Consider the following 19,100-nt stretch of genomic DNA (forward strand, 5'->3'; position numbering starts at 1 on the left):
ATTAGATATGAATGATAAACCAATACTTGAATTAAAAAATATTGTAAAAACATTCCCAGGAGTTAGAGCTCTAAAGGGAGTTGATTTAAATATATATCCTGGAGAGGTGCACGCTCTATGTGGCGAAAATGGTGCAGGTAAATCTACATTGATGAAGATTATTGCCGGCGCTCAACCATATACCAGTGGAGAAATGATACTGGATGGAAAAAAAGTTGAGTTTAAGTCTACAAAAGAAGCTGAAGAAAATGGCATCGTTATGATCTACCAAGAGTTTAATTTGATTAGAGATGTCAGCGTAGCCGAAAATATGTATATGGGCCATCTTCCAAAGGGAAAGTTAGGAACTGTAGATTGGAAAAAATTAAATACTGATGCTAAAAAGATGTTGGATAAATTAAAACTGAATCTAAATCCTGAAACCAAGGTGAGAAATCTAACTATTGCAGAATGTTCTATGGTGGAAATAGCAAAGGCTTTAACTGTGGGAGCAAGAATAATTATCATGGATGAACCTACAGCTGCTCTTGCAGAAGAGGAAATGCAAATTTTATTTTCAAAGATAAAAGAACTGAAGGATGAGGGCATAGCAATTATCTACATCTCCCATAGGATGGATGAAATTTTTGAAATTTCAGATAGAATAACTGTTTTTAGAGATGGTCACTTCGAAGCTGAAAAGAGAACCAAAGATACTGGATATGAAGAAGTGGTGTCACACATGGTTGGTAGAAAGATGGATAGACTTTACCCGGACAGACACTATGTGGAAGATGAAGTTATATTTGAGCTTGAAAATATTTCAGGAAGTATTGTAGATGATGTTAGTTTAAAACTACACAAAGGTGAAATCTTAGGAATAACTGGACTTTTAGGTGCAGGTACCCACGAGCTTTCAAAAATGATTTACGGAGCAATGAAGAGAGATTCTGGAAATATCATTTTAAATGGAAAGAAGGTTGAAAACAAAAATCCTAAGCAAGCCCTTAGAGAAGGAATAGCTCTTATATCAGACGATAGGAAACAGGAAGGATTAGTTCTAATCAGACCGGTAAATGAAAACATATTGATGGCTTCACCAAAGAACTATACAAAAAAATCTATTATTGATTCTAAAAAAGAAAAGGAAATAGTAGATGAACAGATAAAAAAACTTAATATAAAAGTTTCTGGACAAAATCAAATAGTTAATAATCTATCTGGAGGAAATCAACAGAAGATTGTATTTGCTAAAGCTTTAGAGTCAAATCCCGATGTCATGATATTGAACGAACCAACAAGAGGTGTTGACATAGGAGCAAAATCAGAGATATATGACATCATAAACGACCTTACCAAGGAAGGAAAGAGCATTATATTGATTTCAACTGATTTACCAGAAATAATTGGGATATCAGATAGAGTCATTGTAATGAGAGAGGGTCAGATTGTAAAAGAACTTTCTAAAGAAGAGGCTAATGAGGAGATAATATTGGCATATGCATCAGGAGGAGTAAATGGATAAAAAGAAAAAGTTTGTAGGTAAACTAAATATTTATAGATCCCTTATTATACTTGTGATAATGTGTGCAGTTGCATCCATACTTTCACCAAGTTTTTTAAGGCTTAATAACATATTTAATGTCTTTAGACAGGTGGCAATAGCAGGTATATTAGGTGCTGGGATGACTTTCGTCATTTTAACTGGAGGCATAGACCTTTCAGTAGGCTCAATATTGGGACTTGCAGGTTCAGTTGCAGCAGGGGTTTTGGCTAAGACAAACAATGCGCTTTTAGCCTGCCTTGTAGCTATTTTAATTGGACTTATAGCAGGAACATTAAATGGATTTTTTGTAGCGAAACTTAGAATTCCTCCTTTTATTGCAACTTTGGGAATGATGACTTTACTTAGAGGTTGCGTGCTTGTGTATACAAAGGGATCGCCAATACCTATCAAGTCAGATGCATATAAATTTATTGGTAAAGCGTCAATAGCAGGTATACCTTTACCGGTATTAATTTTGATTGTGGTATTTTTGATAGCCCATTTTATTTTGTCAAAGACAATTTTTGGAAGAAATGTGTATGCACTTGGTGGAAATAGAGAAGCAGCAAGACTTTCAGGGATTGATACAGTGAGAACTGAATGGTTAGTATATATAATAAACGGTTTACTTTGTGGATTAGCTGCCATTGTATTAACTGCAAGACTTGGTTCGGCACAATCAACCCTTGGAGAAGGAATTGAAATGGACGCCATTGCGGCGGTAATACTTGGTGGAACAAGCCTTTCAGGAGGAACAGGATATGTGCTTCCTACTGTAGCTGGTGCGATGATTATGGGGATTATAGATAACATTCTAACTTTGATGAATGTAAACCCACATGCAACAAGCATAGTAAAAGGCGTGGTAATATTGCTTGCAGTTATTTTAGATAAAAAGGTTAAAGACCTATCTGAAAAAACTGAAATAAATCAAAAAAATAAGAAAGGGGCAAAAAAATGAAAAAAATTTTTAAATTAGGAGTTTGCGCACTGCTAACAGTTTCATTGTTCGCATCATGCACAGGTAAAGGTGGAAATGATTCAACAGAATCAGCAAGTGACAAAGGTGGAAAAAAGAAATATGTTATTGGCTTAGCCATGAATACACAAACAAATCCATTCTTTGTAACCGTTAAGGAAGGTGTTCAAAAGGCAGCAGATGAACATGGAATCGAACTTCATATAACTGATGCTCAAGATGATCCGACAGTTCAAATGAAGGATATGGAAAACTTGATAACAAAAAATGTAGACGCTATTTTAGTTGACCCTTGTGACTCCGATGCGATAGTTTCCTCTATTGAAGCTGCAAACGAAGCAGGAATACCTGTTTTCACAATGGATAGAGAAGCTAAAGGTGGAGAAGTTGTAGCCCATATCGGATATGATGCAATCAAATCAGGAAAGATAGCAGGACAATTTTTAGTTGATGAACTTGGAGGAAAGGGAAAAATCGTAGAACTTCAAGGTATAATGGGAACAAATGTTGCACAAAACAGATCAGAAGGCTTTCACTCAATCATAGATAAAGAAAGTGGAATGGAAGTAGTTGCTTCTCAAGTTGCAGACTTTGACAGAGCAAAGGCAATGAGCGTTATGGAAAATATTCTTCAAGCAAATAAAGAAATAGACGGACTTTATGCAGCAAATGACGAAATGTTATTAGGTGCATTAGAAGCTATTGAAGCGGCAGGAAGAAGAGATGAAATAAAGATGATTGGATGCGATGCACTTGATGAAACAATAGAAGCCATTAAATCCGATAAAGTTGAAGCAACCATTGCAGAACCACCTTTCTTCTTAGGTAAAGCCATTTTAAATACAGCTTTTGACTACCTTGAAGGTAAAGAAGTTGAAAAAACAGTTATTTTGGATAACTCTTTAGTAACTAAAGAAAATGTAGACGAACTTGTAACAAAAGAAGAATAGAATAACAAAAGAAGAATAGAATAACAAAAGACGGCATAGAAAAAATTATGCCGTCTTTTCTATTTTGATTATCAAATTATTAAAACTAAAAAACTTATGATAATATCTATAAGAGGGCAATAAAATTGTAATAAAGGGGGATTATTATGAGATATTTTGATATAGGGGGAGTAGAGGTTTCAAGACTTGGATTTGGATGTATGAGATTTCCAGTAATTGATGATGACAATGGAAAGATTAATAAGGAAGAATCTGAAAAGTTACTCTTAGATGCTATTAAAAGAGGACTTAACTACATAGACACAGCCTATCCATATCATGAGGAAACTTCTGAAGATTTTGTAGGAGAATTTTTACAAAAACACAATCTTCGTGATAAGGTACAGCTTGCTACAAAGTTACCATGCTGGCTTGTAGAAAAGGAAGAGGATTTTGAAAGACTTTTAAATATTCAGCTTGAAAAACTTCAAACGGATCATATCGACTTTTATTTATTACACTCCCTTGACATAAAGAGATTTAGAAAAATTATGGATTTAGGAGTGCTTGATTTTTGTAAAAAGATTAAGGAGAAGGGAATTGTAAAACATATAGGTTTTAGTTTTCATGATGAATATAAAGCATTTGAAGAAATTTTCAATGCCTATGACTGGGACTTTTGCCAAATTCAATTAAACTACTTAGATATAGATTATCAAGCGGGGATGAAGGGCTATGAACTTGCAACAAAAAATAATGTTCCTGTTATCATAATGGAGCCACTTAAGGGAGGAAGACTCTCTAATCCACCAGAAGAGATAAAAGATATGTCTAAAAAATTTGAACCGCTATCATATTCACAAGTTGCATTAAAATTCCCCTTAAGTCTTCCAAATGTAATGACGGTTTTAAGCGGAATGAATAGTTTTAAACAGGTCGAAGAAAACTGTGATATGGCAGATAAGGTAGATTACAATAGCTTGACCGACGAAGAAAAAGAATTTTATAAGGTTTCAAGACAGGTGTATAAAAATAGAGAGCAAATTGGATGTACAGCTTGTGAATACTGTATGCCATGCACTGTGGAAATAAATATACCAAAAGTTTTTAGTCTTTGGAACAAGGCCTTTTTATATGACGAAGAAGAAAAAAGCAAAAGTGACTACGAAAAGTATTTAAAAGATGGAGTAAGCCCAGAAGAGTGCATTGAATGTGGTAAATGTGAAGACATCTGTCCACAACATCTTGAAATTATTAAGGGATTAAAAGATGCTCATGAATTTTTAAAATAAGCCCATAGGGCTTTTTTTAATGAAATAAAAATTTAAATTAAAGAGGGCTATTTCAATTAGGGATAAGTTATTGAAATAAGAATTTAAAAATCGACTCTTTATTTCAACTAATATTGACTTACTGAAATAACTTAGAAAAATTCGTATCTATTTAAAAATAAAAAGGTAGTAAGGTCGTCCCTACTACCTTTAATAATTATAAAATTTCTAAAACTTTTTCCATTGGAAGAATTTCCTTTGAAATAGCCGCTCTTATTGTAACTTTTGGGTCAACCAGTTGAGAAATTCTTAAATCAACAGCAAGACTTGACAATATTAAACTCTCTTCAAAGCTTAAGTCAAGAGATTTTTGAATTAACTCCATTATGCTTTCGAGGGCTTCTTTATTTGCTTCATTTATATCTTCTTCGCTTGAAAGAATCATTACTTCATTTTCAGTTTCAAGGATTGGCCAGTCAAAGCTCTTTCTCTTTAGAACTTTTACTTCTAAAGTCACTTCTCCAGGTATTTCAAGACCTGTTCCACTGACTTCCCCATCTCCCATTACAGCGTGCAAATCTCCAAGTGCAAGCATTGCACCTTCAACTGCCACAGGAAAGTATAGAATTGAGCCTTCAATTATTTCAGCTGTATCCATGTTTCCACCATGTCTATAAGGAGTGTCTGTTTCCCACTCGCCGTCTTCTTTATAGGTTCCAACTCCAATAACGCCAATCATAGGCTTTATAGGAATCTTTATATCTTTTGAGAAGTAAGCATAACCATCTTTAACTTCGATAATCTTTGTAGCGGGAGTTGTGACCTTGTCGCCCAATACTCCAAACTTTGGAATCGCCAAAGAACATCCTGAGTCTGATACATCAATTTTTTTTATTTTTACTTTTAGCAAATCTCCCTTTTCAGCACCTTCAACATAAATTGGACCTGTTGCAGGGTTTAAGTTATCATGATTTATTTCATCAAGAACCTTGTCTTCATTTTTGATTTGTTGGTAAAAGCAGTCATTTGTTTCAACTATAAATTCTTCATTCTGTTTAACTTTTTGAACTTCTTTAAGGTCGTTAGTGAACTTGTAAATTACATTGTCTGAACTAATTTTTTGCATTTTTTACCTCCAATTTTTTTGCTTTTTTGTCGATGATAGTTATTATTGCGCAGTTACCTGCAACTGAACAAGCTGTTCCAAAACTGTCTTGTGCAAGGTATAGGGCAATCATCAATGTGCTTTGAGTGTCATTAAATCCAAGATGTGCACCTAAAAGTCCAAGTGCTGCCATAATTGCACCTCCAGGAACTCCTGGCGCTGCCACCATGGTTACACCCATTAATAAAATGAATATCGCAATAGAACCAATGCTTGGACTCATATTGTCCATTAACATTACTGCCGTTGCAAACATAGTAATTGCGATTGAACTTCCAGGGAAGTGAATAGTTGCAGATAATGGTATAAAGAAATCTCTAATGTCCTTTGAGGTACCATTTGCCTCTGCAGTTTGTAATGTGATAGGTATTGTTGCCGCTGATGATTGAGTTCCAATAGCTGTAAGCCATGACGGAATTTGATTTTTTATAAACTGTGCAAGGTTAGGAGCTTCTTTATTGTATGCTTTCGCAATTATATACTCTAAAATATTTGCGATTATTTGGAATAACACAACTGTTATAAACACGGTTCCATAAGATTTTAAAATCTCTTTTATATTTCCACTGAAAGTCAATTGTGCAAATATTCCAGCTATATACCAAGGTAGAAATGGAATGATTGACTTTTCAAGCACCATATTTATTATTCCGTGAAATTCGTTGAATAGACCCTTTATCTTCTCAGCTTTTAATATAGAAATACCAATTCCAAGAATGAATGCAAGGATAAGTATTGAAGTTATATTTGCAAGGGGAGGCATTTCTATCTTGAAGAAGGGTTCTATATCTCCCATCTCTGACACGATTGAAGTCCCTGAAAGATCTAACATCTTTGGAAATAGCAACATTGAAATTATGTATGCAATAACTCCCCAAAGAACTGTTGAACCATAGGACATAAATACAGAAAACCCAAGTATCTTTCCAGAACCATTTCCAAGATCGGAAATTCCTGTTACTACAAAAGCAAGAATAATAAGAGGAACTACAAAGTTAAGATAGTTACTGAAGATGTCAATAACTGTTATAACGCCTCGCATAAGAACTTCTGGAGCGAAGGATCCTATTAAAATTCCTGCAATTACACCAATAATGAGTTTAGGTAATAAACCCAATTCAAACGTTTTCTTCTCTTTCATAATACACCTCTTTCAAAATAATAAAAGCTCCAACACTTTACTTTACTATATCATAAGATTCTGTTACAAACAAATAAAAAAGTTGATATGGATATCCACATCAACTAAAATTATTTTATTAAAGATTTTTTTAGAGGTCTAATTATAAATCCTACAAGCACAGAAGTAGCAAGTATTTCAAGGGGCAAGTTTGATGCTGCAACACCAAGAAGTACTTTTCCTGCATTTGCTGAGTCAAAAGCTTTTGCTATCTTAGGTGCATATAGAATATAACCCATACCTAAAACAAGAACTGTGTTTATTATCGCTCCAATAGCACCAACTAGAAATGGAACAAAGAAGTTGTTCTTAAATTTTTCATTTAACTTTTTATATAACAGTCCAGTTAATACTCCTATTAAAACCCTTGGAACAACAGAAACGAGAGGATTTATAAACATAAAGTAAAGCACAGATGATGGAGCTGTCAGGTTTGTGAAAAGAGAAAACAGTCCAAACACCAGTCCAACCAGTCCTCCTATTAAAGGTCCACATATGATTGCACCGATTATAGTTGGTATATGTAATGTGGTTACTCTTATTACTCCAAAGGGAATATATCCTAATGGAGTAAGTCCAAACAAAATTGTTATTGCTGAAAGAAGTCCAAGTATTGTTAAATCTTTTGTAGTTAATTTTTTCATTTCTCCTCCTAAGTTAAATAATAAATAATTTCATAAGTTATTATAACAGATATTTCAAACGAAAAAATTCGACTTTAACACATGTTGAAAAATAAATTCATTCGATAAGTTTTTAATTTAAATTTAGTCCAAATGTTTATTATTTTTTTTATTTTAGGCATATAATTATTGAGAACCTGTTATTGTTAAGCCTTTGTGGTATAATATTAGAAGTTAATTAGTTAATTTTTTTTGGAGGAATTGTGGAAAAAATAGTAGTAAGTAATAGTGGTCCATTATCCGGAAGTGTAAAGGTATCTGGTGCAAAGAATGCTGCACTACCAATTATTGCAGCTTCGCTTTTAGGAACAGAACCGATTATTTTGGAAAATGTACCCAAATTAAGTGATATTAATGTAATTTTAAAAGTTTTAGAATCTTTAGGTTCTAAAGTTAAATATTTAGATGAAAACACAGTAGAAATAGACTCATCAAACCTTACAGGTCATATAGCACCTATGGAACTTATGAATAGAATGAGAGCTTCATTCTTAGTTATGGGTCCTCTTCTTGCAAGAAGAAGAGAGTCTATGACATATCTACCAGGTGGTTGTGCCATTGGTAAAAGACCAATAGACTTACATCTTAAAGGATTTAAGGCCCTTGGAGCAAAAATAAATGAAAGTCTCGACAGAATAGAAGCTGTTGCAGAAGACGGACTTAAAGGTGATGTTATATACATCGACTTCCCTTCAGTAGGAGCGACTCAAAATATAATGATGGCTGCTACCCTTGCACAAGGAGAGACAGTTATCGAAAACGCAGCTAAGGAACCAGAGATAGTTGACCTTGCAAACTTTTTAAACAAACTCGGTGCAAATATAAAGGGAGCTGGTACTTCAGCCATTAGAATAAAAGGTGTTGAGAAGCTTGGAGGAGGACAACACGCAATTATACCTGACAGAATAGAAGCGGCAACCTACATGATTGCGGGAGCGATTACAAGAGGAGATGTAACTGTAGAAAATTGTATTCCAAGCCATGTTATGCCAATAGTTGCAAAGCTTAAAGAAGTTGGATGCAAAGTGTATGTAAATGAAGACAAAGATGTTATAAGAATTATCGGAACAGATAACTTAATTGGAACAGATGTAAAAACACTACCTTATCCTGGTTTTCCAACTGATGCACAGGCGCAGTTTATGGCTCTTTTAACAACTGCAAAGGGTCAGTCAATGGTTACAGAAACTGTATTTGAAAATAGATTTATGCATGTTGATGAGCTTTTAAAAATGGGAGCAATTATTGCAACGGACGCAAGAGAAGCAAGAATTGCAGGAGTTCCTACCCTTAGAGGAGCAGAGGTAAAAGCAACAGACCTTAGAGCAGGAGCAGCCCTAATACTTGCAGGACTCTGTGCTGAAGGAAAGACATATGTATCTGGTGTTGAACATATTGATAGAGGATATGACGATATTGAAGGCAAGTTAAGAAAACTTGGAGCAAAAATAGAAAGAATCAGTGAATAGATGCGGGGGAAACCCCGCTTTTTTAAGATGGGAACATTATGAAAATTGAAGGTATAGTAGAAAATATTATCTTTAAAAATCAAATAAATAACTACACGGTTTTAAAAATGAAAACTGATGATGGAGAAATAGTTGCAGTAGGATACATTGCAGATGTAAAGGTTGGAGATAGTATCGATGTGGAAGGCGAACTTATCTACCATGATAAATACGGTGAGCAACTAAGTGTTTCTAATTATTATGTAACGGAAGGATCTTCAATAATTTCAATAATAAAGTATCTGTCATCTGGTGCTTTTCCTCATATTGGACCAGTTATGGCAAAGCGAATCGCAAATAGATTTGGCAAGGAAACTTTAAACATTATTAATGAAACACCATCAAGACTTCTTGAAATAGATGGAATTGGCAAAAAGAAATTCGAAGATATTGAACAGGCTATAAAAGAGCAAGAGAAGAGCCAAGAGACCATTATGTTTTTACAAAGTTTGGGAATTTCTCCAACTCAAGCCCAAAGGATCATAAAGGAATATGGCGATGATACAGTAGAGCAAATTAAGACAAATCCCTATGCGCTCATTAACGATGTTTGGGGAATTGGATTTAAAAGAGCCGACGAAATTGCCCTTAAGACGGATATTAAAAAAGATTCTCCATTTAGAGTTAAGGCATGCTTGTCTTACTTTTTAACCAACGAAGCAGTTTCAAATGGTCACTGCTACATGCCCTATGAATTTACCCTTTCAAAAGTATGTGCACTTTTAGACCTTTCAAGAGAGGAAGTGGAAGAGCATATTGCTCCTGCAGTCTTTGATGCAACCTTAGTCTTAGATGAGTACAGTGACGAAAAAATTCTTTATACTCCACATCTTTATGAATCGGAACTAAAAGTAGGAGAATCCTTTGGAAGACTTTTGACAAACGAAGACATCTTTACGGGAATAGATTGGGATAAAGAAGAGAAAAAGATTTTAAAAGATAAGTCCATTACCTATGACGAGGAGCAGATTAATGCAATTAAATATGCCTGCACCGAAAATATTCTTGTAATCACAGGGGGGCCAGGAACGGGAAAGACCACTATAGTAAAACGAATTGTAGATATCTATAACGAGCATAAGTTAAAGGTGTTACTGGCTGCACCAACGGGACGGGCAGCAAAGAGGATGGAAGAAACTTCGGGCATGGAAGCGAAGACTATTCATAGACTACTTGGATACACTCCAGTGGATTCAGGAAAGGGAATGATATTTGAGCACAATCAGGAAAATCCTCTTGAAGGAGATATACTTATAATTGACGAAGCATCCATGATAGACTTAGTCCTTTTGGAAAATTTATTAAAGGGAATTTCAGCACAGACTAAATTAATATTTGTAGGAGACATTGACCAATTGCCCTCCGTTGGAGCGGGAAATGTATTAAAAGACATAATCGACTCAAATCTAATTAAGACGGTAAAATTAAAAAAGATTTTCAGACAGGGACAAGAGAGCAATATTGTTTTAAATGCCCACAAGATAAATAAAGGAGAGTTTCCAATCTTAAATGAAAAGGGAAAAGACTTTTATTTTATAGAGGAGAATGATCAGCTAAATATAAAAAAATCCCTACTGAAACTGGTATCAAAAAGGCTTCCCGACTTCTACAATATTGAGAGTATAGAAGACATTCAGGTGCTTACACCGATGAAAAAGACAAGTATTGGTACGGTGGAACTTAATAACAGTCTTCAAGAAGTGTTAAACCCTAAGACTCCGGATAAAGAAGAATTTGTAAAGGGAGATAGGACATTTCGAGAAGGGGACAAGGTTATGCAGATTAAGAACAACTACGAAAAGGAATGTAAAAGTATTGAAGGACAAGTTACCCAGGGAGTTTTTAACGGAGATTTTGGTACGATAAAAAATATAGATACTTACTATGACAAAATAGAAGTTCTCTTCGATAACGATAGAACCGCTTCCTACAGCTACAACGAAGTGGACCAACTTTCCCTTGCATATGCTATCACCATACACAAGTCTCAAGGTTGTGAGTTTCCAGTTGTTGTTATTCCAGTCGGTCCGGGACCATACATGCTTATGACCAGAAACCTAATCTACACAGCCATAACAAGGGCAAAAAAACTGGTTGTAATGGTTGGAGATAGGAGATATCTTGGTGCAATGATACAAAACGAATATGTAGTTAATAGAAATTCAACACTAAAAAAGAGGATTGAAGAATATTATAAAGTATATTCAGGGATAGGAAAATAATATGTTTAACTTAGTAGACTTAATATTTCTTCCAAAAAACACATGCTATTGTTGTCGTGAAGAAAAAACAAAAGACTATATCTGCGATGATTGTATAAAAACTCTTGAAAGTATAAGTGATTTTAAGACCATTGAAGGCTCCACTTGCTACAGTCCCTATCTCTATGCAGGTCACATTGAAAGAATGATAATAGAATACAAGTTTAGAGAACAAAGGTACTATGCAAAAGTATTTGCAAAATTACTCTCTGACTTTTACATTTCAAATGGGCTTGATTATGATATTATCCTTCCAATACCACTGTCTCAAGAAAAACTAATAAAAAGGGGCTTTAATCAATGCGATTTAATTTGTGATTTCTTGTCGAAGCGCATAGGTGTTCCCGTAGATAAAGAGATTTTATTTAAAGTGAAAGACACTAAAGATCAACATCTTCTTTCAAGGGCAGAAAGAAAGGACAATTTAACTTCAGCATTCAAAGGAAATAGAAAAGAAGGAACTTTAAATAAAAAAATATTAATTGTAGATGACATTATAACTTCTGGTTATACTTTGCAAGAAGCTATAAAAACACTAAAAAAAATTGGATACAAAAATATAGATGCGCTTGTGATCGGAAAGGCAAAACCAGAGAGCATTTTTAAAAGTGGAAGATAAAATTAAAAATATTTATTAAACATACCCCATTAAAACTATAGATTAGAAAAATAAATATAAGTTTAAAATATCTTGAACAATTCTATTTAACGTGCTAACATAAAGATGTACTCTTTAATATACTAAATTTCTTTAAAAGTGTGGTTAATATGATTAGAAAGAAAGTTAAAAAAGTTGAAAAGGTAGATAATATTATTTTAGATGTAAATGAATTAATTTTTGAAGCTGTTCAAAGAGGTTGTTCCGATATTCATATTGAACCCTTTTCGGAAACTGTAAGGGTAAGGTTTCGTATTGATGGGAGACTTTATAATGAAAGAACTCTTTTGAAATCAGAGTATGAGAGGTATGTTAGCAGAATAAAGGTAATGTCAGGACTTAATATCGCTGAGAAGAGACTCCCACAGGATGGTTCTTTTAATTTTGATTATGAGAATTTGAATGTGGATATTCGTGTATCTACAATTTCTACTATCTATGGGGAAAAGGTTGTACTTAGGATTCTTGAAAAAGATGAGAAAAAGATTAGCCTTAAGAACTTAGGGCTATATGATGAAGATTTAAATATGCTATTAAACTTAGCTAAGGTTGATAATGGTTTAATTTATTTAACTGGGCCTACTGGTTGTGGCAAGACTACAACTCTATATTCTTTGCTTAGGGAATTAAATGATGAGAGGGTAAATGTTATCACAGTTGAAGACCCTGTCGAGTTTAAAATTTCTGGAATAAATCAAATTCAAATAAACGAAAAAGCGGGGATTAATTTTTCTACAGCTCTTCGTTCAATCTTAAGGCAAGATCCAGAGATTATTTTGGTTGGAGAAACCAGGGACAAAGAGACTGCACAAATTTCCGTAAGGTCATCTATTACTGGACATAAAGTTTTTTCAACTTTACATACTAACGACGCCTACTCTGCTATTATTAGACTACTTGATATGGGTGTTGAGGATTATTTGATTAGGGCAAGTCTACGAGGTGTGGTATCTCAAAGGCTTATTCGAATTTTATGTCCTCACTGCAAAAAAGAAGTTTCTTTAGACTCTAAAAGGATAGATTATCTAAAATCTTTTGGAATTTCTGAATTTCCTGAAAAGGTATATGAACCATGTGGATGCGAGCTTTGTAACGAAGGTTATCTTGGAAGAAAGGCTCTTGTTGAAATAGTTATTATCGACAGGGATTTTAGAGATCTTATTAAACACGATGTTAACTTGGACGAATTAAAGGCACTTGGTAAGAAAAAGGATATTAAAAATTTACAGTATAAGGGTTGCGTTGAGTATTTAAAGGGTAACACTTCCTTTGAAGAACTCGCCAATCTTTCTATAGTATGATTATGGATATTTCAACTGTTAGGGAAATAATTAATAAGCCTATATATCTAAAACAAAATAATAAAGAATTATCGATTTTTCTAAAGGAGTTTTCCTCTTTGCTCAAGGCTGGAATTAACTCTGAAGAGGCGATTTTTATCCTCAAGGACCAAAAGGAAATTAAAAGTTTAAATTATATTTTAAATGCAGTATATGATGATCTTTTAATGGGACATAGTCTTTCCGAGAGTTTTTTAAGACATGGAAAATTTGAAGAATTTTTTATAACTATGATTAAAACTGGCGAAGAAACTGGTAGAACCGAAGAGATTTCAAGAAATCTTTCCCTTTACTACAAAAGAACTGACCAGATTGACAAAAAGATAAAGGGTGCTTTAGTATATCCAATTATTTTGGTGTTGACAGCAATCTGTGTTCTATTTTTTATTTTTACATACGTTATGCCAACTTTTTTAGAATTGTTTAAGGAAAGTGAAACATCTCTTCCTAAGTCTACTAAAGTTTTAATTGCAATAGTTTCTTTTTTTAACAATCACGGTGTTATACTGCTGGTTGCTATTTTAATGCTTATTTTTATCTTTATTCTTTTGTATAGAAGGACCGATTTTAAAGTGCCTGTTGATAAAGCTAAATTCAAAATTCCCATAATTGGGAAGAATTATTCAAAAGTTTTAACTTCGAAATTAGCGATGGCGTTGTCAATTTCAACAAATGCAGGGCTTAATTTCATAGATGCGGTTTCTATAATTTCACAGGGTCTTGGAAATGGATATTTAGAAAAGAGAATTAAGGATGGGATTTTAGAAATTGAAAATGGAACAAGTATTTCTGAAACTTTTCACGAGATAAAAGAACTTCCAAAATTATTTTCATCTATGATTGAAGTTGGGGAACAAACAGGAGAACTTTCCGATATATTACAAGTTATCTCAACTCACTATAGCGAAGAAAGTGACTATGCTATAGATAACATGCTAAGGGTTTTTGAGCCTGTAATCATCATAGTGATGGCTATAATAATTGGATTTATTGTTATTTCCATTGCCACTCCTATGTTTGATTTAATAAATAATTATAATTTTTAAGGAGGAGCTATGAAAAAACTTATTAAAAAGAAGTCAAAGGGTTTTACATTAATCGAACTTATCATTGTTATTGCAATTCTTGCAGTTCTTGCGGCGATTGCACTCCCTAAGTACAACAACTCCAAGAGGAAATCTGTTATAACTGCCCACAACTCAAATGTTAGAGTGCTTGAATCAGCAGCACTTAACTATGTTGCAAATGGAGGAGTGGCTGTTACTTGGCCAGATGAAACTAACAGTCAAAATGACTATATAAAGAACTATCCAAAGGTCCCAAAGGGAATTGAAGAATTAAAGGATAAAGCAGGACAGGACTACACTGTTACAATTACTGGAGATGGAAATGTTACAGTATCCCCTGGGATTATAGAGCTTGATGATTAATGGAGTTTTTTTATTTATACTGGGTTCTGTTATGGGATCATTTTTTAATCTTCAAATAATGAGAAAGACTTCTGAAAACCCTATAACAGAACCTTTTTCAGTATGCGATTACTGTCATAGAAGGCTTCGATTTTATAATCTTATTCCAATATTATCCTTTCTATTTCAAAGGGGACGAAGTAGCTGTTGTAATAAAAAGTTATCAAGTAGGTATCTGATTACGGAAGTTTTATTTGGATTTTTATTTGTCATAGTCTACTTAATGGTTAAAAATTTTTACAAAAGTATTTTTATGGCTACTTTAGTTTCTACACTAATCGCCATGTCTATAATAGATTTAAAGACAAAAGATATTTATTACTCCCATATAATTGGCGTATTTTTTATTTGCATTATTCTTTCCTATGATAATTTTTGGTTTAAAGAAGAGGCTATATATAAATTTATTTTTTCGAGCCTAATCATTTTGATTGGATATATGCTTAGTAAAAAAAACTATGTTGGCTTTGGTGATATTTTACTTATAGTATGTCTAAACCTTAGCCTAAATTTTTATGAAACAACAATTTTTCTATTTCTTATTAGTGTGGTAGGTGGTTTAGTGGCACTCGTGTTATACTTAAAGAAGAGAGATAGAAAGATGGAGATTGCTTTTGTGCCAATTATTTCTTCGTCTTTTGTCATACTTGAAATAATAAAGGGCATGATAGGATGAAAAAATTACTAAAAGTATTTATATTTTTAATAATGTTAATAACAATTGCCTGCTCAAGGGGGCAGGTAAAAGAAGTGGAAAAGGAAGAGTACAACATTCAGGACATGGATATTGATTACAGCATGATAGAGTATAAGCTTCCTCAAATAAAAGAAGAACATGAGATTTTAAAGGCAAATAAAAATAGACTCTACATCTTAATTCATGATGTGGAGGATGAAGAAAGTAAGAAGTTGATGGATTCTCTAATGGTATATGACTTTCAAAGTGAAAGAGAAGTTAAAAGATATAACTTTCAAAATGGAATGAAGATTCACGACCTAATGGTCTACCAAGGAGATATTTATATAAGTTTTGGCGATGGAGAAAAAGCCTTTTTTAATGAACCAACGGAAGGAGTTTCCACTGTTGATACCACAGAGAGTTCAGAGGAAAGAACTGAAGCAACGGATATACAAAAAAAAGTTGAAAAAAATATTTTTCCGACAAATAATAGACAAACCGAATCATATTTTGGGAAGAATATTGAAAACAAAACCTATTCTATCGGAAAGTTAAATCATAGTGGAATAAGCCTGATTAAGACTTTAGAAAAACAAAAGTTTGCACCAAAGTTTTTGTTTGTGTTTAACGACCTTTATTACCTTGGGCTAAAGGATGGAAATTATATTGTATCTCCACTGCTTGACGAAAATCAAAACAATGAATTTTCCTTCGAATTTGTAGATGAGATACAAGATAGAATATATACCAATGGTAACCGTTTGATTGCCCAGGGCAAAGAGAAAAAAGAAAGCTATTTTTATATTGTTGATGAAAAGAACAATGTTGAAAAAATTCCTATAGAGCCATCAGAACAGTTTTTTTCTTTTATCGCACTAAGAAATGGGATTTTTTCTTCCTATACCGATATATTTGACAGAGAATCTTTAAAGATTATGTATATTGACACCAAGCCAAAGGGTGAAGAGAAATATAAGAAAAAAATCGTGTCATCAGATAGCCTTTATAAATTCTATTCAAATAACACAGATAATATCTTGGCAGAAGGATCTAATGGAGAGATTTACTTTATACGTGTTAAAAGAAGTCAAATCTATCGAGGAAATGTTAATGGTATCGGAGACAATAAGTATAAGATACTACCAAATGAAGATGCAAGGTATGGTTTTATAGATGAAGAACATGGAATGTATTTAGATATTTACTTTAATTAATTATGAAAAAGACAAAGGGATTTACATTAATTGAACTACTTTTAACCCTACTTATAATGGGGTTATTAGTCGGAATTGCCTCTTTGCGATTTGATTTTTTGAACCAGTATCAGGAGAGGCTCGAAATAAAATCGGTTATTATGACTATAAACGAGGCGAGAAACAAAGCTGTTGTAAGTGGATATTCTTCAATTGTAGAGTTTGATAGAAGAGAAAATATAGTACAGCTATATGAAGAAGGGGAAGTAGTAGAAAAAATATATCTAAAACACATAGCTGTTAAGGGAGATAATAATAGAATCAAATTTAATTCTACAGGTGCGCCTAATAAAGCAGGAGAATACCTATTTGAAGGACAAAAAAAGAAATATTTTATTACTATTGAAATTGCCACAGGGAAGGTGAATCTTGATGAAAAAGAAATTTAGAGGATTTACATTAATGGAATGCCTGGTGGCACTTTTTATTTTAGCTATAATAGTGGTGTTTACACTGCCAGCTCTTGGTAATATTTCAAATCTTCGTAACAGACAAAAAAACTACCTGGAGTTTACAAACTACTCTAAAACGGTTACAGAAAAAATAATTTCGGAACTTTCAACGAATAGAGAAATTTCAATAAGAGAAAACGAAAAGTATATTGTAAACTACGATATATCTTCAGAAGGTGACTTTAGAAAAGTAGAAGTTAGAATAACTGACAGAGAAAGTGAAATGGAGCAAATTTATGAAACAATCATTCCTAAATAAAAAAAGCAAGGGATTTACTCTAATTGAAATTATACTTGCAATGGCTATTTCTCTTATAATACTTTCAGTTTTAACGGTTTTGCTTGGATTTTCATTAAATATCTTAAAAACTGACTTTGACTACAGCAAAAGAGAAGCCTCTGTTTCATATGCTCAAAGTTATATAGAAAAGGAAGTTGCAAGGTCATATAAGGTATATGAAGCAAGTGAATTTCCTTTAAATCTTAGGGAAAACAACTTAGGTTTTGTAATTGAAATACTACCCTATAACAATTCAGATGGATATAATCATGACTACGTATATTATTATTTAAAGAAAGACAAAATTCAACGAGCTATTTACAGTAGCCCTACCCCTGTGGAAGAAAAAGGCTACTTAAATTATCAAGGCACAAATGTTATCTGTGAAAACGTGACTTCAGTTGAAGGAAGTTACTTTGATAAAGCTTCTAACTATATGGAATTAAACTTTTCTTTTGAAGAAAGTGGTTTAGAAAAAGAGAGCTTGTTAGGTATATTTGTGGAGGCTAAAAGTGAAGAAGACTAAGGGATATGTTTCAATTTATACTCTGATAATATTTATGCTTTTAGTTTCGATAATAACTGTGCTTATATTGGGAATTAGGATGGAGTCAAAGAAAGTCATAAACAAAGGAGATTATTATCAAAATAAGTTGATTGCAAGGTCAATCTACTACAAGATTATAAACAGTGAAGACTTTATGGAATTTGCAAAAAATCCTTCAGAACAAAAATTAAAACAGATTCAAATAGAAGATACAGGTCTTGACTGTTACAATGAAAAAATCAATTTAAAACCAGGAAAAAATGATAGAGGATTTTTAATCAATTACAATATAAAGTATAAGGATACTATTACAAAAAATACAATTGTAATAGAAAAAAACAAATCTGAACTTCTAAGTAAATATTCCATAATCAAGTTAAGTGATGAAGAAATTGAAAAAATAATTGATAACAATCTTGAAAAAATTGGAGATGATTTGGTTTTTTATCAAGATGGAGAAACTCTTTATTATCTACAAAGGGATGAGTATGAAAAACTTCTTAATGAAATTATAGAAAGTTTAGAAGATAATTTGATAGAAGGTACTGAAGATGAAGAAGTTGAACCCAACGAAGAAATAGAAATAGATATAAAAGAATATTTAAATAGATTTAAAGTACTGGAGGGAGATTATTTTTATACTTTAAAGAGTTTTGAAGTTCTATCGGTAGATATGCCACAACTTAAAGGAATAGCTGTTTTAGAAGAAGGTGAAAAAGTTGGGAAGATAAAGTTAGATGGGATACTTATTAATTACTCACCCTACTCCGATATAAGAGTTTTGGGAAAGGTTGTTGAAGTTCAAAAATATGAAGGAAGAGCAACCTTATCAATAGATAATATTTTTAGACTAAATGAATATATTGGACTTAATTTAAATCCAAAGGTTCATAGTCTAATGATTAAATAACCTATGCTATA

Annotated in this window: 19 protein-coding genes; 16 read left to right on the plus strand and 3 right to left on the minus strand. The window is 33.0% G+C overall.

Features of this window, described 5'->3' with window-relative positions; genetic code table 11:
• Positions 1-7: 7 nt before the first annotated feature.
• From BN2746_RS03665 to BN2746_RS03680, 4 genes are all read left to right on the plus strand, one after another.
• Positions 8-1,504 carry a sugar ABC transporter ATP-binding protein gene (locus BN2746_RS03665; RefSeq protein ID WP_055078505.1) on the plus strand — a complete coding sequence of 499 codons (1,497 nt, stop codon included), beginning with the start codon at positions 8-10 and terminating at the stop codon, positions 1,502-1,504.
• The gene (locus BN2746_RS03670; protein ID WP_055078506.1) at positions 1,497-2,486 is read left to right on the plus strand and encodes an ABC transporter permease; all 990 of its coding nucleotides are present in this window, start codon (positions 1,497-1,499) and stop codon (positions 2,484-2,486) included. Before BN2746_RS03665 ends, BN2746_RS03670 begins: the two co-directional genes overlap by 8 nt.
• The gene (locus BN2746_RS03675) at positions 2,483-3,454 is read left to right on the plus strand and encodes a substrate-binding domain-containing protein (RefSeq protein WP_055078507.1); all 972 of its coding nucleotides are present in this window, start codon (positions 2,483-2,485) and stop codon (positions 3,452-3,454) included. The genes BN2746_RS03670 and BN2746_RS03675 overlap by 4 nt, the downstream gene beginning before the upstream one ends.
• Positions 3,455-3,600: 146 nt before the next feature.
• Positions 3,601-4,725, plus strand: coding sequence for an aldo/keto reductase (locus tag BN2746_RS03680; RefSeq protein WP_055078508.1), 1,125 nt, complete (start codon positions 3,601-3,603; stop codon positions 4,723-4,725).
• Between the two features lie 196 nt (positions 4,726-4,921).
• Here the strand turns inward: BN2746_RS03680 and BN2746_RS03685 are convergent, their stop codons facing one another.
• The 3 genes from BN2746_RS03685 to BN2746_RS03695 form a co-directional block, all read right to left on the minus strand.
• Positions 4,922-5,830: an acetamidase/formamidase family protein gene (locus BN2746_RS03685; RefSeq protein WP_055078509.1), complete on the minus strand. Its 909-nt coding sequence runs from the start codon at positions 5,828-5,830 to the stop codon at positions 4,922-4,924.
• On the minus strand, positions 5,817-7,010 hold the full coding sequence (locus BN2746_RS03690; RefSeq protein ID WP_077064922.1) for a dicarboxylate/amino acid:cation symporter: 1,194 nt from the start codon (positions 7,008-7,010) through the stop codon (positions 5,817-5,819). The genes BN2746_RS03685 and BN2746_RS03690 overlap by 14 nt, the downstream gene beginning before the upstream one ends.
• 110 nt (positions 7,011-7,120) lie before the next feature.
• Positions 7,121-7,693: an ECF transporter S component gene (locus BN2746_RS03695; RefSeq protein WP_055078511.1), complete on the minus strand. Its 573-nt coding sequence runs from the start codon at positions 7,691-7,693 to the stop codon at positions 7,121-7,123.
• 242 nt (positions 7,694-7,935) lie between these two features.
• Here BN2746_RS03695 and murA point away from each other — a divergent pair, with 242 nt between their 5' ends.
• The 12 genes from murA (at position 7,936) to BN2746_RS03755 (ending at position 19,089) form a co-directional block, all read left to right on the plus strand.
• Entirely contained in the window at positions 7,936-9,201 is a 1,266-nt protein-coding gene (murA, locus tag BN2746_RS03700; RefSeq protein ID WP_055078512.1) for a UDP-N-acetylglucosamine 1-carboxyvinyltransferase, read from the plus strand.
• 38 nt (positions 9,202-9,239) lie between these two features.
• Complete coding sequence (gene recD2 / locus BN2746_RS03705) at positions 9,240-11,462, plus strand: SF1B family DNA helicase RecD2 (RefSeq protein WP_148445360.1); 2,223 nt, start codon at positions 9,240-9,242, stop codon at positions 11,460-11,462.
• Between the two features lies 1 nt (position 11,463).
• Complete coding sequence (locus BN2746_RS03710; RefSeq protein WP_055078514.1) at positions 11,464-12,120, plus strand: ComF family protein; 657 nt, start codon at positions 11,464-11,466, stop codon at positions 12,118-12,120.
• Positions 12,121-12,269: 149 nt separating this feature from the next.
• Positions 12,270-13,460 carry a GspE/PulE family protein gene (locus BN2746_RS03715; RefSeq protein ID WP_055078515.1) on the plus strand — a complete coding sequence of 397 codons (1,191 nt, stop codon included), beginning with the start codon at positions 12,270-12,272 and terminating at the stop codon, positions 13,458-13,460.
• Positions 13,461-13,462: 2 nt separating this feature from the next.
• Complete coding sequence (locus tag BN2746_RS03720; RefSeq protein WP_268909044.1) at positions 13,463-14,545, plus strand: type II secretion system F family protein; 1,083 nt, start codon at positions 13,463-13,465, stop codon at positions 14,543-14,545.
• Positions 14,546-14,554: 9 nt separating this feature from the next.
• On the plus strand, positions 14,555-14,929 hold the full coding sequence (locus BN2746_RS09230; RefSeq protein ID WP_055078517.1) for a prepilin-type N-terminal cleavage/methylation domain-containing protein: 375 nt from the start codon (positions 14,555-14,557) through the stop codon (positions 14,927-14,929).
• Positions 14,922-15,644, plus strand: coding sequence for a prepilin peptidase (locus BN2746_RS03730; RefSeq protein WP_055078518.1), 723 nt, complete (start codon positions 14,922-14,924; stop codon positions 15,642-15,644). The genes BN2746_RS09230 and BN2746_RS03730 overlap by 8 nt, the downstream gene beginning before the upstream one ends.
• Positions 15,641-16,861, plus strand: coding sequence for a hypothetical protein (locus BN2746_RS03735; protein WP_055078519.1), 1,221 nt, complete (start codon positions 15,641-15,643; stop codon positions 16,859-16,861). Before BN2746_RS03730 ends, BN2746_RS03735 begins: the two co-directional genes overlap by 4 nt.
• Before the next feature lie 2 nt (positions 16,862-16,863).
• Positions 16,864-17,289, plus strand: coding sequence for a prepilin-type N-terminal cleavage/methylation domain-containing protein (locus BN2746_RS03740; protein ID WP_077064924.1), 426 nt, complete (start codon positions 16,864-16,866; stop codon positions 17,287-17,289).
• Complete coding sequence (locus tag BN2746_RS03745) at positions 17,273-17,611, plus strand: prepilin-type N-terminal cleavage/methylation domain-containing protein (RefSeq protein WP_055078521.1); 339 nt, start codon at positions 17,273-17,275, stop codon at positions 17,609-17,611. Before BN2746_RS03740 ends, BN2746_RS03745 begins: the two co-directional genes overlap by 17 nt.
• Entirely contained in the window at positions 17,589-18,158 is a 570-nt protein-coding gene (locus BN2746_RS03750) for a PilW family protein (protein WP_055078522.1), read from the plus strand. Before BN2746_RS03745 ends, BN2746_RS03750 begins: the two co-directional genes overlap by 23 nt.
• Positions 18,145-19,089 (plus strand): hypothetical protein, encoded by a 945-nt coding sequence (locus tag BN2746_RS03755; protein ID WP_055078523.1) that lies wholly within the window; start codon positions 18,145-18,147, stop codon positions 19,087-19,089. Before BN2746_RS03750 ends, BN2746_RS03755 begins: the two co-directional genes overlap by 14 nt.
• Positions 19,090-19,100 lie beyond the last annotated feature (11 nt).

Origin of the sequence: Lagierella massiliensis (genome assembly GCF_001407835.1) — a bacterium.
GTDB classification, from domain to species: Bacteria; Bacillota; Clostridia; order Tissierellales; family Peptoniphilaceae; genus Mediannikoviicoccus; species Mediannikoviicoccus massiliensis.

Coding starts and splice junctions, on each gene's coding strand:
- BN2746_RS03670 (WP_055078506.1), top strand. CDS start 1,497: ATGGATAAAAAGAAAAAGTTTGTAGGTAAACTAAATATTTATAGATCC.
- BN2746_RS03750 (WP_055078522.1), top strand. CDS start 17,589: ATGAAACAATCATTCCTAAATAAAAAAAGCAAGGGATTTACTCTAATT.
- BN2746_RS03745 (WP_055078521.1), top strand. CDS start 17,273: ATGAAAAAGAAATTTAGAGGATTTACATTAATGGAATGCCTGGTGGCA.
- BN2746_RS03685 (WP_055078509.1), bottom strand. CDS start 5,830: ATGCAAAAAATTAGTTCAGACAATGTAATTTACAAGTTCACTAACGAC.
- BN2746_RS03735 (WP_055078519.1), top strand. CDS start 15,641: ATGAAAAAATTACTAAAAGTATTTATATTTTTAATAATGTTAATAACA.
- BN2746_RS03695 (WP_055078511.1), bottom strand. CDS start 7,693: ATGAAAAAATTAACTACAAAAGATTTAACAATACTTGGACTTCTTTCA.
- BN2746_RS03740 (WP_077064924.1), top strand. CDS start 16,864: ATGAAAAAGACAAAGGGATTTACATTAATTGAACTACTTTTAACCCTA.
- BN2746_RS03710 (WP_055078514.1), top strand. CDS start 11,464: ATGTTTAACTTAGTAGACTTAATATTTCTTCCAAAAAACACATGCTAT.
- BN2746_RS03690 (WP_077064922.1), bottom strand. CDS start 7,010: ATGAAAGAGAAGAAAACGTTTGAATTGGGTTTATTACCTAAACTCATT.
- BN2746_RS03720 (WP_268909044.1), top strand. CDS start 13,463: ATGGATATTTCAACTGTTAGGGAAATAATTAATAAGCCTATATATCTA.
- BN2746_RS09230 (WP_055078517.1), top strand. CDS start 14,555: ATGAAAAAACTTATTAAAAAGAAGTCAAAGGGTTTTACATTAATCGAA.
- BN2746_RS03715 (WP_055078515.1), top strand. CDS start 12,270: ATGATTAGAAAGAAAGTTAAAAAAGTTGAAAAGGTAGATAATATTATT.
- recD2 (WP_148445360.1), top strand. CDS start 9,240: ATGAAAATTGAAGGTATAGTAGAAAATATTATCTTTAAAAATCAAATA.
- BN2746_RS03665 (WP_055078505.1), top strand. CDS start 8: ATGAATGATAAACCAATACTTGAATTAAAAAATATTGTAAAAACATTC.
- BN2746_RS03680 (WP_055078508.1), top strand. CDS start 3,601: ATGAGATATTTTGATATAGGGGGAGTAGAGGTTTCAAGACTTGGATTT.
- BN2746_RS03675 (WP_055078507.1), top strand. CDS start 2,483: ATGAAAAAAATTTTTAAATTAGGAGTTTGCGCACTGCTAACAGTTTCA.
- BN2746_RS03730 (WP_055078518.1), top strand. CDS start 14,922: ATGATTAATGGAGTTTTTTTATTTATACTGGGTTCTGTTATGGGATCA.